Annotated in this window: 18 protein-coding genes; 9 read left to right on the top strand and 9 right to left on the bottom strand. The window is 59.1% G+C overall.

Annotation, left to right across the window (positions count from 1 at the left end; all coding sequences use genetic code 11):
• The 3 genes from ACMLHZ_RS02450 to ACMLHZ_RS02440 form a co-directional block, all read right to left on the bottom strand.
• Positions 1 to 865, bottom strand: an 865-nt coding sequence (locus ACMLHZ_RS02450) for a LacI family DNA-binding transcriptional regulator (RefSeq protein ID WP_418666222.1), incomplete at its 3' end; no start/stop codon positions are given.
• Between the two features lie 263 nt (positions 866 to 1,128).
• Positions 1,129 to 1,506 (bottom strand): hypothetical protein, encoded by a 378-nt coding sequence (locus tag ACMLHZ_RS02445; protein ID WP_418666221.1) that lies wholly within the window; start codon positions 1,504 to 1,506, stop codon positions 1,129 to 1,131.
• Between the two features lie 61 nt (positions 1,507 to 1,567).
• On the bottom strand, positions 1,568 to 1,750 hold the full coding sequence (locus ACMLHZ_RS02440) for a hypothetical protein (protein WP_418666220.1): 183 nt from the start codon (positions 1,748 to 1,750) through the stop codon (positions 1,568 to 1,570).
• A gap of 235 nt (positions 1,751 to 1,985) precedes the next feature.
• On the opposite strand from ACMLHZ_RS02440, the gene ACMLHZ_RS02435 reads away from it, so the two are divergent.
• The 3 genes from ACMLHZ_RS02435 (at position 1,986) to ACMLHZ_RS02425 (ending at position 2,910) form a co-directional block, all read left to right on the top strand.
• Positions 1,986 to 2,321, top strand: coding sequence for a helix-turn-helix transcriptional regulator (locus ACMLHZ_RS02435; RefSeq protein ID WP_418666219.1), 336 nt, complete (start codon positions 1,986 to 1,988; stop codon positions 2,319 to 2,321).
• Between the two features lie 81 nt (positions 2,322 to 2,402).
• Complete coding sequence (locus ACMLHZ_RS02430; protein WP_418666218.1) at positions 2,403 to 2,783, top strand: hypothetical protein; 381 nt, start codon at positions 2,403 to 2,405, stop codon at positions 2,781 to 2,783.
• A 43-nt stretch (positions 2,784 to 2,826) separates the two neighbouring features.
• Complete coding sequence (locus ACMLHZ_RS02425) at positions 2,827 to 2,910, top strand: helix-turn-helix domain-containing protein (RefSeq protein WP_418666223.1); 84 nt, start codon at positions 2,827 to 2,829, stop codon at positions 2,908 to 2,910.
• 131 nt (positions 2,911 to 3,041) lie between these two features.
• On the opposite strand, the gene ACMLHZ_RS02420 is transcribed toward ACMLHZ_RS02425, so the two are convergent.
• From ACMLHZ_RS02420 to ACMLHZ_RS02400, 5 genes are all read right to left on the bottom strand, one after another.
• Positions 3,042 to 4,253: an ATP-binding protein gene (locus ACMLHZ_RS02420; protein WP_418666217.1), complete on the bottom strand. Its 1,212-nt coding sequence runs from the start codon at positions 4,251 to 4,253 to the stop codon at positions 3,042 to 3,044.
• Between the two features lie 161 nt (positions 4,254 to 4,414).
• Entirely contained in the window at positions 4,415 to 5,824 is a 1,410-nt protein-coding gene (locus ACMLHZ_RS02415; protein ID WP_418666216.1) for a helix-turn-helix domain-containing protein, read from the bottom strand.
• A 160-nt stretch (positions 5,825 to 5,984) separates the two neighbouring features.
• Complete coding sequence (locus ACMLHZ_RS02410) at positions 5,985 to 6,203, bottom strand: hypothetical protein (RefSeq protein ID WP_418666215.1); 219 nt, start codon at positions 6,201 to 6,203, stop codon at positions 5,985 to 5,987.
• The gene (locus tag ACMLHZ_RS02405) at positions 6,182 to 7,054 is read right to left on the bottom strand and encodes an NmrA family NAD(P)-binding protein (protein WP_418666214.1); all 873 of its coding nucleotides are present in this window, start codon (positions 7,052 to 7,054) and stop codon (positions 6,182 to 6,184) included. Before ACMLHZ_RS02405 ends, ACMLHZ_RS02410 begins: the two co-directional genes overlap by 22 nt.
• Position 7,055: 1 nt before the next feature.
• Positions 7,056 to 7,484 (bottom strand): MarR family winged helix-turn-helix transcriptional regulator, encoded by a 429-nt coding sequence (locus ACMLHZ_RS02400; protein ID WP_418666213.1) that lies wholly within the window; start codon positions 7,482 to 7,484, stop codon positions 7,056 to 7,058.
• A gap of 240 nt (positions 7,485 to 7,724) precedes the next feature.
• Here ACMLHZ_RS02400 and ACMLHZ_RS02395 point away from each other — a divergent pair, with 240 nt between their 5' ends.
• From ACMLHZ_RS02395 to ACMLHZ_RS02370, 6 genes are all read left to right on the top strand, one after another.
• Positions 7,725 to 8,477, top strand: a complete 753-nt coding sequence (locus tag ACMLHZ_RS02395; RefSeq protein WP_418666212.1) for a DeoR/GlpR family DNA-binding transcription regulator — start codon at positions 7,725 to 7,727, stop codon at positions 8,475 to 8,477.
• Positions 8,474 to 9,379: a 1-phosphofructokinase gene (pfkB, locus tag ACMLHZ_RS02390; RefSeq protein WP_418666211.1), complete on the top strand. Its 906-nt coding sequence runs from the start codon at positions 8,474 to 8,476 to the stop codon at positions 9,377 to 9,379. The genes ACMLHZ_RS02395 and pfkB overlap by 4 nt, the downstream gene beginning before the upstream one ends.
• Positions 9,380 to 9,436: 57 nt before the next feature.
• Positions 9,437 to 11,410, top strand: coding sequence for a PTS fructose transporter subunit IIABC (locus ACMLHZ_RS02385; RefSeq protein ID WP_418666210.1), 1,974 nt, complete (start codon positions 9,437 to 9,439; stop codon positions 11,408 to 11,410).
• A 136-nt stretch (positions 11,411 to 11,546) separates the two neighbouring features.
• Positions 11,547 to 11,810, top strand: a complete 264-nt coding sequence (locus ACMLHZ_RS02380; RefSeq protein WP_418666209.1) for an HPr family phosphocarrier protein — start codon at positions 11,547 to 11,549, stop codon at positions 11,808 to 11,810.
• A gap of 40 nt (positions 11,811 to 11,850) precedes the next feature.
• Positions 11,851 to 13,560 (top strand): phosphoenolpyruvate--protein phosphotransferase, encoded by a 1,710-nt coding sequence (gene ptsP, locus ACMLHZ_RS02375; RefSeq protein WP_418666208.1) that lies wholly within the window; start codon positions 11,851 to 11,853, stop codon positions 13,558 to 13,560.
• A gap of 215 nt (positions 13,561 to 13,775) precedes the next feature.
• A complete protein-coding gene (locus tag ACMLHZ_RS02370) occupies positions 13,776 to 14,711 on the top strand; it encodes a C39 family peptidase (RefSeq protein ID WP_418666207.1) in 936 nt (311 codons plus the stop codon).
• Between the two features lie 93 nt (positions 14,712 to 14,804).
• On the opposite strand, the gene ACMLHZ_RS02365 is transcribed toward ACMLHZ_RS02370, so the two are convergent.
• Complete coding sequence (locus ACMLHZ_RS02365; RefSeq protein WP_418666206.1) at positions 14,805 to 15,458, bottom strand: hypothetical protein; 654 nt, start codon at positions 15,456 to 15,458, stop codon at positions 14,805 to 14,807.
• Positions 15,459 to 15,648: the final 190 nt, after the last annotated feature.

Below are 15,648 nucleotides of genomic sequence, written 5' to 3'. Positions count from 1 at the left end.
GCTCCTCGGTTTCGTCGCGCTGGATGGTCACAAGGGAGAAGTCCTGCGGGCAGCGCAGGCCCTTTTCCTGGAAATAAAAGCGCACCGCTTGGGCACAGGTCATTTCGTCGGCAAAAACGGCCGTGTATTTGCCCCTTATAAAATACTTATACAGGGCCTCGAGATACTCGGCATTGGGGCTGCCGTCGGCGGGGGCGGGGTAAAAATCGGCGGTATTGTAGGCACAGCCCGACTCGAAGCAGGTGTTCTCCCAGGCGCGCATCCTGGCCTTGCGGAATTGCTCATCCCGAGGCTGAAAGCCCACGATTGTGAGCACGCGTGTGTGCCGGTTCCTTACAAGAAGCCGGTAAAGGTCGCTGCTGTAGTTGTAGTTGCCGTGGTACACCCGAAAGCCCCGGCTGGCCTGCAAGCGCTCGCCCCCATAGACCACGTTGCGGAACTGGTTGGCCGCCTGCTGCACCTCGGGAAGATCGTCCCACCCCAGGGTGATGAGCCCCTGGATGCGCTGCTGGCGCAGATAACGCACATATTTGGGCACATAGCCGGGCGCCTCCTGGGCCAACAGGTCGTGCACGATCATGAGATCGCAGTCGTTTTCGCTGAGGGTGTCGAGGATGCCGGCCACGCGCCGGGAAAGAGTGGGGTTTACAAACATCCCCTTGCCAAGGGACAGGATGCCCACCACTGTGTTGTGCACGCCGCGCAGGCCCCGCGCCATATAGTTGGGGTAATACCCCATTTCCTGCATGGTGCGCTCTACCAGCTCCCTGGTCTTGGGGCTCACCGAGCCCCCGTTCAGTACGCGGGAGATCGTGCTTTTGGAGACGCCGGACCGTTTGGCGATATCCAGAATGGACAGTTCCATAAAGCACCTCTTCTTTCCGCCGCAAATATTAGGGAACGTTCCCAAAAACTATTATAGCCACCCTGGGCGGCCGCGTCAAGAGACGGCAAAAAATCTTCCTTTTTGACCAAATATTGCGGGCTGTTTTTGAGCATTTTTTTGTGCGCACAGCGGATGCTTTCCGCGCGGGAGGCGCAGCGAAAGCGGCGGGACGCGCAGCTTTTGAAAAGCATGGGCCGCGCGGGATAAAAGACCCTGTTGAAACGGCTTTGACCTAAAAAGGGCTAGCCGAAGAATTCGCCCCGAAGGTGCTCATACTCGGGGAGCAGGGCGGTGTAATGACGCCGGCGCCTTTCAAACTCGGCGCGCTGCCGCTTATCCGGATCGGTGCTGTCGTGCTTTTTGCCGACAGAATTTATCACGTCCAAATAAATCTCGTTGAACAGAAGGTTGCAAAGCGTTTCGCCGCTGTCGATCAGATCGAGATCGGACTCCAGCGCCGCCGTACTTTTTGGGGCGGAATCGATGGAAACCAAAAGATATCCGAACTTGTCGGACCAGAGCAGGTCGATATAAGGGCTGGTTTGGATGTACCCGAGGAATACCGCGCGGACTTTTTCGATTTCGGCTTTTTGTGGTTGCGTGTAGGGCTGTGGGTGCATAGGACGACCTCCATTTACAATAGAATTAGCCTAAAATGTACGATCACGGTATATTTGGGTTTTATGTAGTATGTTTAGAAGAATCACAAGGCTGTTCTTCTGCTTTTGGGGTACGTGTTACAGATTGAGCAAATTCAAGAGCTCGCAACACGGTAAGAGCACTGTCTTGCCCTGTATTGTCTAACGTGAGAAAAAGTGTATTTAATTCTGCAAGTCTTTGCGCATCTTTTTCTTTTTGTGTCAAAATCACAACCTCCTTTTTCAAATAGTGTTATATACACAATATATCATGTAAAGTGAGAGTTGTCAACACTTTATCTGTTGGATGGCTGTGTTGACAATTTTATTTTTGTGTTATACTATGTACTTATACTGAATGAATATCAGCATCTATATACTGATTTTTATCTTAATGGATAGGGCAAGAATTGAAAATACTGAAAGATGTATCTGCAATTGCCGTATAAGGAGGGAAATACTTGGCTAATCGGATCAAAGACATACGGGAAGCGCTCAAGCTGTCGCAGCGGGAATTCGGCGAAAAGCTGGGCGTGAGCCGCGACGTGATCAGCAACCTGGAATACGACCGCGTGCAGCCCAAGGAGCTTTTGCTTCGCCATATATGCGAACTGTACGGAGTCAATGAGAACTGGCTGGAAACCGGTGAGGGCGAAATGTTTTGCCAAGATCCGGCACAAGCGGAAAAGCTGGACGAGGCGATGCGCATTTTCAAGACCCTGCGCCCCGAGTTTCAGGATTACGCCCTGGAGCAGCTGCGCAGATTGGCCGAGCTTCAGGAAAAGAAATCCGACTGATTTTTTGCGGAAAATCGCAACTGTGCCCCATTGTTTCCTGCGAAGAGATGGGGTATAATAATAACCAGGGTGGTGAAGCGCATGAACAACGAAGAAAAGATTATGCAGCTGCTGGGCGAATTAAAAGCCGGGCAAGAGGCGATGGCCGCCCGGCTTGAAAACGTAGAGGCAGCACAGGAAAGCTTACAGGCCGGACAAGAGACTGTGGTGGCGCGCCTTGGAAAGCTAGAAGCCGGGCAAGAGAGCTTGAAAACCGATATGCGCCACACCCGGATGTTGATCGAAGATCAGGAACACAGCATCCAGCTCATTGTCGAGCAGTATACCGATATTGCCGAAAAGCTGGATAAGGCTAACGACCGCGCGTCTCAACTTGACGATGTGCGCGAGAGGGTGCGCACCCTTGAAACGGTTGTGATGAACCACACGGCGGCGCTTAAAGAATTGCGCAGGGCCGAATAAGCAAACAACCCCGTCCGGGCTTAACAGCGCGGGCGGTTTTTCGTTGGAGAACTTGTGCTCGATTTTAGACTGTTCTCCGAACGATATTGTGGAATTTGTGCCGGAGCCGGAGAAAAAGCCTGAATAATATTTAAAAGAGAGGGCCTTCCCGAAAAGGGAGGGCCCTCTCTTTTTGCAAACCAGAAAAAACCGACTGGCGTTCATTGTGAAAGCCGAGCGGCTGTGTATCTAAAATTGAAACAAGATTTGTATCTCGGCTTAATATTCATCACTTAACAGGAAATCTGCAATGTGCATGGTCTTGATCCCTTCATAATTACCGCCCGCAAAAGCGTCTGTTCGCAACACATATTTTGGGTAGTTATCCCGTATATCTAAAAGCCTGCCGTATTCGCGTTCCTCCGTTTCAGGAGAGCCGATCCGCTGTGCCACCTGAATATACAGCTTATTTTCCTGCTTGGCGGCGATAAAATCTATTTCTGTGCTGTCCAGCTTTCCAACGTATACTTCATATCCACGACGCAAAAGCTCCAGATAGATCACATTCTCCAGCATTGCGGCCACACTGTCCGGCGAATATCCCAATACACTGTAACGCAGCGCCGGGTCAGCAAGATAGAATTTCTCCTGCGTTTTCAGGATTTCTTTTCCCCGCAGATCAAAACGGGAGCAACGATGGAGAATATAGGCGCCTTCCAATTTGCTGAGATAGTTATAAACTGTTTCATTATCAATCGCACGATTTTCGCTTTTCAGATATTTAGAAATTGAAGCAGCGGAAAACGTGCTTCCAACATTGTCAAAGGCGAACTTTACGATACGCTCCAACTGATCCACCTTGCGGATTTGATTGCGTCTTACAATATCCGTGAAAATTGTAGAATTGTAAATATCCTTAACGATGGTATAGACTTCATCCGGGGTATATTGCTGCAGATGAACCGCGGGGAATCCACCAAGCCGCAGATAATTTGCAAGCTCTGTATGTGAATCCAAAATCTCTGTGTATTCCTTTCGGAAGGTCATATACTCAGAAAAGGATAAAGGATAGACGCGGAAGGAAATATAACGCCCGGTCAGATGGGTGGATATTTCAGAGGACATCATGCGGGAATTTGAGCCTGTTACATAAATATCCACATCATAGTCTGTCATGAGGGAGTTTACAACTTTTTCCCATGACTTCACTTCCTGAATCTCATCGAGAAAAAGGTAAGTTTTACCCTCTGAAAACAAGTGCTGCTTCAAATAAGCAAACAGAGTTTTTGCGGTCTTGATCTCCTCATATTCCAGAGAATCGAAGCTGTAGTGTAAAACCTGATCGTCACGGATCCCCCGTTTTTTCATCTCGGCTATCAGCATTTTCAAAATGGTCGATTTCCCGCAGCGGCGGATCCCAGTCAGGATTTTCACAAACGGCGTATCCGCATAGGCCATGATCTTATCAACATAAACCGGTCTCTTGATCATTGACGCCCCCTCCTATCTGTAACAGTATATCGCATTCTCTTAAAAATATCAATTGTTTTTAAGGTTATAACCGCAACTTTTAAGATTTTTGTTTTATCTTTAGGTTTTATATAAAAAGCCGGCTGGCTTTCACCAATCGGCTGTAGATATACTATCCTGTTTTATCGTTCCGGCTTCTCCTTGGCCGGTTTTGCTTTGGTGCGGGTGGGGATGGCCAGCAGCTGGCGTGCCCGCGCCTGGAGGTGGTTCTCGATGGCAGCCAGATGTTCTTCCGGCAGGTTGAGGCTGGGGTGCCGTTGGAATCGGAAGCCGATTATGCGCCGGAGCTGTTCCTTTTGTTTCGCGCCCATGACTTCGGCGCAGATGCTCTCATAGGATACGCCGTAGGGGTTGGAGCGGGTTTTCGCGTAGGCGCCCAAAGCCGCGTAATCCTCTTTCCCGGCGTAGCAGAACATCGACAGCCCGTGGTCAAAGAGGGGGGCCGGGGCGATGATCTGGCCGCTGTGGTTATCCCGCAGGACGCCAAAGTTTCCAAAGTGCCGGTCCTCATTGTAGATCAATGCGTCGAACACCAGCATACTGCGGATCTGCTCGGAAAACGCCCCACCAAAGGAATCATAGTAGTTCAGGCAGGCGGCAATCCCGCCCGACTTGACGAGCCGCCCGATGGGGAGATAGGCGGTGTCGATGTTTGTGAACAGGCGGCACTTGGAGGCGGTGATGCCCTTCCAGTTCTCCAGGTCGTAGTGGACGGCGTTCAGCCCCATGGCCTCTGCGATCTGGGAGGCGTAGTATTCGCAGTACGGCTCCCGCCCGGCATTGGACGCGCCCGTGGTGCCGCCCTTGTAGAGATAAATCCCGTCGTTTTCCACCAGCCGCCACGCCTTGGGCAGCATCCCATTGGTGGTCAGCTCCGGCGAGGTGGTGAACGCCTGGCGGCGCTGCCCCGCGCCGGTGTAGGCCACCAGCGCCAGCATCTCGGAAAACCGGTTTTCGTACAGGTTGTATTGGGCGAAGGTTCCTTCAAAGCCCTCCGGCACCACCCAATAGCTGTCGTTGAGGGACAGGCCCTTGCAGACGTCGATAATGCCCTTGGTGTCGTTGGCGCTGAGACCCAGGGTTTTCAGGATCTCATCCACAAAGGCGCGGTTTTTCGGGATGACCCGCCGCTCCAGCCAGCGGATGACGCCCTCGCCGGTGCGCGCCATATCCAGCGGCAGCAACTGCTCCGCCTCCTCGTTGACGGACAGGATTTCCGCCACCAGACCTTCCAGGCCCTTTTCTCTCATGGTAAAGCGCATCAGCTCGGTATCGTAAATGCGCAGGCTGTAACAGTTGTTCATGGGTTCCTCGCTGCTTTCCAGCAAAAATTTGATGTCCTTGCCCAGCGCGGCGGCAATTTTCAGCAGCATATCCAGGGTGGGGTTCTGCGCGCCGCTCTCCAGGCGGCAGAGGTTGGAGGGCTGGGTGCCGATCATCCGGGCCAGCTGCGCCTGCGAGATCCCCTGTTCCAACCGCGCCTCCACCAGCTGCGCAATGATTTCCCTTCGTTTTTCTAAAAATGAGTCCATCGTGGTTTCCTCCGTTTCACGGCTTGCCTCTATATTATCATAAATGATAATGGTTTGCAAGGCAAACGCGGAAACGAGCGGCGGGAATTTCCCCATACACAGCTTTTTTGGGGTTAGTAAAAGCCGACTGGCTTTCCCCAAGCGGCTCCACAGCATACCATTATCTTTTCACGTCACTGTATTTACTCACCCGGCAGCCGGATCTACGGACCAGTTCTTTGGTGCCTTCCGCGCCTGCTGCCGAGTTGCCGCTGCCAGACATCATCACCAGTTCCACCTCTTTTTCAGCGGGCAGCAGGGAGACCATGTTATTAAACAGCGTTGCCGGATAACCCGCCCAGATCGGAACAGCAAGAATCAGTTTTCCTCCCGCTTCCATGCCGCCAAATTTTTTCGGGCAAACTGCCGAAAGGTCTGCGGTTTCTTTTCCATAATAGCTTCAAAGGTCGTCGTCACTTTTTTGGCGGCGCCCATGCGCGTCATCATGTAGAGCATCCTCATGACCGTGGCATATTCTTTATCGAGGCCGCGAAGCCCGATCCAGTATTTTTTCGCCAGAGAGGGCTTGGGGTTGGCGTAGACAATGGGCCGGCCCAGCTCTTCGCTGAGGATCTTTTCCACCTGAAAATAGTCGATCGCCTCGGGACCGGTGATGGAATAGCCCCGGTTCTGGTGCTTTTCCGGCTCGGAGAGCACCTTGGCGGTCAGCTCCCCAATATCCTCCGCGTCGATAAAGCTGGTCAGCGCCCGCTTTACCGGCACGACGATGCGGTCGAAATATTTGATTTCAAAGGCGTGGACGCCGCTGATGTTCTGCATGAAAAAGCTGGGCCGGATATGGCAGTAAGGCAGCCCGGCCTGCTGGATATATTTCTCGATCTTGTGGTGTGGAGGAACGGGGTTGTTTTCCACACCGATGAGGGATAAAAAGCTGACCAAGCGGATACCGCCCTTCTGTTTAAGCGCCTCGACGAAGGGTTTCAAATCTTCCGGCCTGCCCAGGTGGGGCGGGCGCATGATAAATACCCGGTCCACATCGCAAAGCGCACGGCCGAAGGTGCCGCTGTCGGTGAAATCAAAATATACCGACTGTGCGGTATCGGCATACTTTTTTTGCAGTGCCTCCAGATCGATGTCGGCGCAGAGAACCTGTTCTCCCCGGGCGATCAGATGTTTTGCCACATAGCCTCCCACGTTGCCCAGCGCCCCGGTCACCATCACTTTTCCCATGTCAGTCTCTCCCTTGCTCTAAAATATCGTTGGCCCGTGCCAAAAGTGCGATCATCTGCTGATAGTCCTTTTCGCCCATTCCGTGATACAGCGTATCCATTGTTCTAAAATACTCGTTGTAGGTTTCCTCCACCAGGGTTATGGATTTTGGCGTGGGAAGCAAACGATAACTTCGCCCGTCCGTGGGGGACGGCTGTTTTTCCAGATAACCGTTTTTTTCAAGGCTTGTCACCATTGCGGTGATCATGGGCTTCTTTACCTTAAAAAATTTGGCGGCCTCGATGGGTGTTACCGGCGTTTGGCTTTTCACCGTGAAAATCAGCAGGCCCATATGGCTGGATCGAATTGGAAGCTCCTTTTTTGTATTGATATACAAGCGGCAGAAAAGAGACACGACTTCTGCGCCATTTTCCAAAAAATCTTCTTTCATATCACACCTCCAACAGTGAAAAAAGTAAATCGGATTAACTTTATTATAGTTAATCCGATTTACTTTGTCAAGGCTTTGCTACCTATTTAAGAGAGCAGGGCGAATCCTGCGCGAATTTGACTGAAATTGCGCGTTACAAAAAATAATCTTCAAATTTGTGCATGTTTTTGAATTAAAATGCTTGATTTTGATTATTTGGCGTGCTATAGTAGGGCCAGAACGAGAAAGGAAGTGGCGCGGATGCTGGCGGAAGAGCGGTTTGCGGTGATTTTGGAGGTGCTGCAGCGGCGGCGGGCGGCCACGGTGGCCGAGCTGGCCGAGGCGCTGGAGACATCGGAGTCCACCATTCGGCGCGACCTGATTATCCTGGACGAACAGGGCAAACTAAACAAGGTGCACGGCGGGGCGACCGCCTGCGACACCGCGTTCGACACGGGCGAGCCCGCCATGAGCGCGAAGGAACAGCTGCACGTGGAAGAGAAGGACCGCATCGCCCGGTACGCGGCGGCCCAGGTGCAGCCGGACGACGTGGTGTTTTTGGACGCGGGATCCACGACCCTGCGCATGCTGGAATATTTGCAGCCCAGCGCCGCCACCTTTGTGACAAGCGGCATTGTGCACGCCCAGCGGCTGGTGCAGAAGGGCATGAAGGCCTATGTGCTGGGCGGCCTTTTGAAGGTGGGCACCGAGGCCGTGGTGGGGGCCGCCGCCGTGCAGAGCCTGTGCGGCTACAACTTCACCAAGGCGTTCATCGGGATCAACGGGGTGGCGGTGGCCCAGGGCTACACCACCCCCGACCCGGAGGAGGCGCTGGTGAAGGCCACCGCCATGCGGCAGGCGTACATCAGCTATGTGCTGGCCGATTCGAGCAAATTCGGCAGGGTGTCGGCCGCCACGGTGGCGCCGCTGGACCGGGCCTGCATCATCACCGACGCGCTGCCCGACAAAATTTATGCAAAACACGCCATTGTGAAGGAGGCAGAACCCCTGTGATCTATACCGTGACCTTTAACCCGGCGCTGGACTATGTGATGCGGCTGCCCGCCGTGGAGCTGGGGCGGGTGAACCGCACCGAGAGCGAGGAGGTGCAGCTGGGCGGCAAGGGGGTGAACGTGGCCTGCGTGCTGGGGCAGCTGGGGCAGGAGAGCGTGGCGCTGGGCTTTGTGGCGGGCTTTACCGGCAAGGCGATTGAGGACGGGCTGGCCGCGCGGGGCGTGCGCACCGACTTTATCCGCCTGCCGGGAGGCTTGAGCCGGATCAACGTGAAGATCAAGGCCGGGGCCGAGACCGAGATCAACGGCGTGGGCCCCACGCTGGACGGCGCGGCGCTGGAGGCGCTGTGCCGCAAGCTGGACGATCTGCAGGAGGGCGACGTGCTGGTGCTGGCGGGAAGCATCCCCCCCAGCCTGCCCGGCAACACCTACGAGAGCATTCTGGCGCGGCTGGAGCACAAGGGCGTGCTGTGCGCGGTGGACGCCACCCGGGAGCTGCTGGTGAACGTGCTGAAATACCGGCCGTTTTTGATCAAGCCAAACGACCACGAGCTGGGCGAGATCTTTGAGCGCGAGCTTTCCACCGACGAGGAGGTGCGGGCCTGCGCGGCCGAATTGCAGCGGAGGGGCGCGCGCAACGTGCTGGTGAGCATGGCGGGCCGGGGCGCGCTGCTGCTGGACGAGGAGGGCGGCGCGCACCGGGCGCCCGCGCACCGGGGCCAGGTGAAAAACTCGGTGGGGGCCGGGGACTCGATGGTGGCGGGCTTTTTGGCCGGCTACCTGCAGACCGGCGACTATGCTTACGCCCTGCGGCTGGGCTCGGCCTGCGGAAGCGCCACCGCCTTTTCGGACGGGCTGGCGAGGCGCGACGAGATCGACGCCCTGATGCAGCGGGACAGGTGAACCAAAGCACACGCTTTTGTTGATACACGCAGTTAAAGAGAGGAAGGGACCAAACACATGCGCATTACCGATCTGCTGAAACCCCAAAGCGTCCGGCTGGGCGCGGCGGCAGCCGACAAGGCCGCCGCCATCGACACACTGATCGCCCTGCAGGAGAAGGGCGGCCACCTGGCCGACAGGGCCGCCTACAAAGAGGCGATCCTGGCGCGCGAGGGGCAGGGCAGCACCGCCATTGAGGCGGGCATCGCGGTGCCCCACGCAAAGAGCGAGGCGGTAAAGACCCCGGGCCTTGCAGCCATGACCCTGGCCGGGGGCGTGGATTACGGCGCGGCCGACAAGCAGCCCAGCGACCTGTTTTTCATGATCGCCGCGCCGCTGGACGGGGACCTGCACCTGGAGATCCTGAGCCGCCTGATGGTGCTGCTGATGGACCCGGACTTTGCCGCAAGGCTGCGGGCGGCCGGGAGCCCGGAGGAATTTTTGGCGATCATAGACGAGGCGGAGGCCGCGAAGTACGGCGGGGAGGGCCTGCCCAAGGCGGAGCCGGCAAGGCAGGCCCCGGCCCGCGCGGAAAAGGAGGCCGGGGGGTACCGGGTGCTGGCGGTGACCGCCTGCCCCACCGGTATCGCCCACACCTACATGGCCGCCGAGGCGCTGGAAAAGGCCGGCAAGGAGCTGGGCGTGCCGGTGAAGGCCGAGACCAACGGCTCGGGCGGCGCGAAAAATGTGCTGACGGCCGCCGAGATCGCGGCGGCGGACGGCATTATTGTGGCGGCGGACAAAAATGTGGACACCGCCCGCTTTGCCGGAAAACCGGTGCTGTTCGTGCCGGTGAGCGAGGGCATCCACAAGGCGGCCGAGCTGATCGAAAGGATCGAGAGCGGCAAAGTGCCGGTGTACCGGCACGAGGGCGGCGAGGCCGCGGCGGCCCCGGCGAAGGAGAGCGCGGGCCGGCAGGTGTATAAGCACCTGATGAACGGCGTTTCGCACATGCTGCCCTTCGTGATCGGCGGCGGCATTTTGATCGCCCTGGCGTTTTTGCTGGACACCTTTGACCCAAACAACGCCGCGAACTTTGGCATGGGTACCCCGGTGGCGGCGTTCTTTAAGACCATTGGCGGCGTGGCCTTCAACTTCATGCTGCCTATTCTGGCGGGCTACATCGCCATGAGCATTGCCGACCGGCCGGGCCTGGTGGTGGGCTTTGTGGGCGGCAGCATGGCGGCGGCGGGCACCAGCTTTGCCACCATCGCCGGCACGGCGGACCCGGTGGCCTCGGGCTTTTTGGGCGCGCTGCTGGCGGGCTTTGTGGGCGGCTACTTCATGCTGGGGCTGGAAAAGCTGTGCGACAAGCTGCCCCGCAGCCTGGAGGGCATCAAGCCGATCCTGATCTACCCGGTGCTGGGCGTGCTGTTCATGGGGCTGTTCATGTGCATTGTGGGCCCGGCGGTGGGTGCGCTGAACACGGGGCTCATGAACGCGCTGGCGAGCCTGGGCGGCACCAGCAAGGTGCTGCTGGGCGCGGTGCTGGGCGGCATGATGAGCATCGACATGGGCGGCCCCTTCAACAAGGCGGCCTATGTGACCGGCACCGGCGCCATTGCCACCGCCCTGGCGGCGGGCGCGGCGCAGGGGGCGATCGAGTATCAGATGATGGCCAGCGTGATGGTGGGCGGCATGGTGCCCCCGATTGCCATTGCCCTGTGCACCACCTTCTTCAAGAAAAAATTCACCGCGGACGAGCGCAAATCCGGCATTGTGAACTATATCATGGGCCTGTGCTTCATCAGCGAGGGGGCGATCCCCTTCGCGGCCGCCGACCCGCTGCGGGTGATCCCCAGCTGCGTGGTGGGCAGCGCGGTGGCGGGCGCGCTTTCGATGGTGTTCGGCTGCGGCCTGATGGCCCCCCACGGCGGTATCTTTGTGTTCCCGGTGGTGACCAACGTGCTGGGGTATATCGTGAGCCTTGCCGTGGGCAGCGCGGTGGGTATGGCCCTGCTGGCGGTGCTGAAAAAGAACAGGGAAGCCTGACTTTTTATTGCCCCGCCATGAAAAACTTGTTTGAAATGGCACTGCCCCCCGCCGCCGCAGCGGCAGCCGGGGCAGAGAACCAAAAAACAGGGCGGGGCCGCGCCGGCCCCGCCCCCACAGAACGGAGGAAAAACAAATGGTGAGCCAAAAGACCAAGATCGTGAACCCCATGGGGATGCACATGCGCCCGGCGGGCATGTTTGCCCAGGCAATGATGAAGTATAACGCGGACGTGACGCTGGTGTTCGGGGACAAGGAAGTGAACGCCAAGAGCATCATGAACCTGATGGCGGCCTGCATCAAGTGCGGCAGCGAGCTGGAGGTGCGGTGCAGCGGCCCGGACGAGGAGGCCGCGCTGGCCGAGGCGATCCGGCTGATCGAGAGCGGACTGGGCGAGTGACGGGCCGGGGCCGCGCGAAGAGAGAAAGGGGCGGAGAGCGATGCTGAAGGGAACGGGCGTTTCGGCCGGGGTGGGCCTGGGAACGGCGCTGGTGCTGGCCGAGCAGGAGCTGGACTGGTCCGGCGTGAGGTTTGCGGGCGAAGAGGCGGAAAAACAGCGCCTGGCCGCCGCCGCGGGGGCGGTGAGCGAAAAGCTGGAGGCCATGGCCGCGGCGATGGCCGGGCAGGTGGGCGAGCACGCGGCCGAGATCCTGGCGGGGCAGAGCATGATGCTGGCCGACCCCTTTATGCGGGGCCAGATGGAGGAGAAGATCGCCGGGGGCGCCACCGCCGAGGCGGCGGTGGACGAGGTGTGCGGCAGCTTTATGGAGATGTTCGGCGCCATGGAGGACGAGCTGATGCGCCAGCGGGCCACCGACATCGGCGACCTGCGCGCGCGGCTGCTCAAGACGCTGCTGGGCATTGAGGAGGCGGATCTGGCAAACGCCCCGGCGGGCAGCGTGCTGGTGGCCCGGGATTTCACGCCCAGCATGACCGTGGGCATCCGGCGGGAGAACGTGGCGGGCATTGTGACCGAGGTGGGAGGCGCCACCAGCCACTCGGCCATTTTGGCGCGTGCGCTGGAGATCCCGGCGGTGCTGGGGGTGCCGGGGGCGCTGGGGGCCATTGCCACCGGCCAGGCCATCGCCCTGGACGGCGAGCGGGGCCACGTGTACGTGGAGCCGGACGAGCGCACCCGCAAGGACTACGAGCAGCGCAAGGCCGAATTTGAGGCGCAGCGGCAGCTTTTGAAGGAGTACATGGGCCGGCCCACCGTGACGGCCGAGGGGCGGCCGGTGGCGCTGTATGCAAACATCGGCAGCCCCAAGGACGCCCAGGCGGCGCTGGAAAAGGGCGCCGAGGGCATTGGGCTGTTCCGCACCGAGTTTTTGTTCATGGACCGGGCCCAGCTGCCCACCGAGGAGGAGCAGCTGGCCGCCTACCGGCAGGCAGCGGCGCTGTTTGCGGGCAGGGAGGTGGTGATCCGCACGCTGGACGTGGGGGGCGACAAGGCCATCCCCTACCTGCACATGGAGCGGGAGGAAAACCCGTTTTTGGGGCACAGGGCCATCCGCTACTGCCTGGACGAGCCGGAAATTTATCTGGTGCAGCTGCGGGCCTTGCTGCGGGCGGGCGCCGACCACAAAAACATCAAGATCATGCTGCCCCTGGTGACCGGGGTGGAGGAGCTGCGGGCAGCCAAGGCGCTGCTGGAACGGGCAAAGCAGCAGTTGGCGGCCGAGGGCCTGCCCCATGACGCCGGCGCCCAGGTGGGCGTGATGATCGAGACCCCCGCCGCGGCGCTGGCGGCGGACATCCTGGCACAGGAGGCGGCGTTTTTCAGCATCGGGACCAACGATTTGACCCAGTACACCCTGGCGGTGGACCGGGGCAACCCGGCGGTGGCGAAGCTTTACACCCCCTTCCACCCGGCGGTGCTGCGCAGCATCCGGGGGGTGATCGAGGCCGGGCGGGCCGCGCACATCCCGGTGGGCATGTGCGGCGAGGCGGCGGCGGACCCGAAGCTGATCCCCCTGCTGCTGGCCTGGGGGCTGGACGAGTTCAGCGTGAGCCCCAGCGCGGTGCTGGCCACCCGGCGGACCATCAGCCTGTGGAGCACGGCGGACGCGGCGTTTGCCGCGGGTGAGGCCATGAAGCTTTCGGCCACCGAGAGCATTGTGGGGTGTTTGGAATCGCTGAAAAAGAAGTGAGAACGACCCGAACAGGGAAAAGACAAATTTTAAAGAGCACAGGGGCCCCGGGCAAATTGCCCGGGGCCCCTGCCTGTTTTGCGGTTATGCCGCTTTGGAAAAGATGGCGCGGCCGACAGAAAAAATGCAGGAATCTGCAAGAAAAACACAAGGTTTCTTTCAGGTGCTTTTAAGGCGGGGGGAGCTATACTCAAAGGCAAAGGGAGGGATATTGGATGGCTGCTTTTGATCGCCAACGGGAGAGGGCCGCCGTGTGTTCCGCGCGGGCGGCCCGAAGGCGCAGATACCTGCGCCGCCGGCGCGCTGTGTGTTTGGTACTGCTTGCGATGTGCGGAGCAGGGCTGGCCGTGATCGCCCGGAGCACCGCCGCGTTTCTGACGCAGGCCGGCACGCCGCCCCCGAGCACGGTTCCCGCAACCGGAGCTTATGAGGCCGCGCCCCGGCCCGGCCAGGGCGCCTGGAACGCGGACACTACGGCGGCCCTTATGCTGCTGGCTGAAAGCATCCCGGAGGTGGACGCCATGCTGCGGCAGCCGGAGCGGTGGCCGCAGGAGCTGGCAGCGCTGCTGGCCCACAACCAGGAAACCCTGGATTTTGTGTTGGCGTATCCCGACAGAAAAGACGCCGAACCCCCGGATACGGTGGGAGACCTGGAACCGGGCACCTGCCCGCTGCTGCTGCAATGGGACGAGCGCTGGGGCTGCGTGCCCTATGCGGGAAGCATTCTGGCGGTGAGCGGCTGCGGCCCCACGGCGCTGGCGATGGTTGCCTGCGGCCTGACCGGCGACGACACCCTGACGCCCGCGCGCATTGCCCGATGGGCGCAGGACAACGGCTACGCAGGCGAGGTGGGCACCAGCTGGGAGCTGATGAGAAGCGGCTGCGGCGAATTTGGCCTGCAGGCACAGGAGCTGACTTTGGACAGGGGTACGGTATTCGAGGCCCTGCAAAGCGGCCGACCCATCATTTGCAGCATGCGGCCGGGCGATTTTACCACGACCGGGCATTTTATTGTGCTGACCGGCGTGCAGGACGGCAAGCTGCGGCTGCTGGACCCGAACAGCCCCCGCCGCAGCGCGGAACTGTGGGAGTATGACCGTTTGGAGTACCAGATCAAAAATCTTTGGGCTTATTCGCCCAAAACGGAGTGAGGCGCACGGCAGCCCGTTCGGCGCGCTTGTGAAAAACACTGCCGCACACGCGGGGGCGCCGGATGCCCCGGGTGTGCGGCAGCAAAAAAGCGATTATTCCCTGGCGGCCTGCCAGCCCATGAAGACCACCCACACATAGGCGCAGGTCTTGGGGATCATGAGCATGCCCACCAGGGGCACTGCGTCGGCCCAGAGCACCACCGGGATGTAAAAGGCAAAGCTCAGGGTGATGGCCAGCCACATGAACCGGAAGGGACGGTCGTTCGCGGCCCGGGCCTCGCGGAAAAAGAGCACGATGATGACCACGCCCATGGCCGCAAAGGGGAGGTTGCGCCAGATACCCCAGGAGAGGGGCGCATCCGCGCTGAGCCAGTCGTTCTGCGGGAAAAGGCACAGGGCCACGCGCACCGCCGCAAGCAGGTAGACGGCCGCGGTGAGGCCGGAGCTTTTTTTGTTGTAGCGCAGCTGCCACACATGGTACAGCAAAATGTAAAACACGGTCATGGTGATGGAGGTGATGAGCTTGCCCACCCCCAGCGCCGCCGCGTGGTTTGCCAGCCCGTCGGTGCACAGGGCAAAGGCCCGGGGCACCAGGTGGAATGCGTCGCCGCAGCCCAGGGTGACCGCCATGATCCCGAACAGCAGGGTCGGCTTGTGCCCCTTGGCTTTGCGGATCATTAGAATACCCATTGTAATAACAGTGCAAAGATATACGACGTCGAACAAAGTTTCCATAATTGCCTGCATAAAATTCGCTCTCCTTTTAATACAAAATGCGCCGGAAGGCTTCTTCCAAAAAGGCAGGGTCCGGCTTGCCTGCCCGCAGCTCGCCCAGAGTGGATTGCAGCGCGAAGGCCGCGAAGGCCTGCCGGCTGAACGCCCCGCTGAATGCGCCGGGGCGGATGTTTTTATCCGCCGCCAGCGCGGCCTCGAAGCC

Source organism: Allofournierella sp., assembly GCF_048388525.1.
Lineage (GTDB): Bacteria > Bacillota > Clostridia > Oscillospirales > Ruminococcaceae > BQOK01.
Note: the sequence above shows the minus strand (reverse complement) of the source record. Positions and strands in the feature narration are given on the sequence as shown.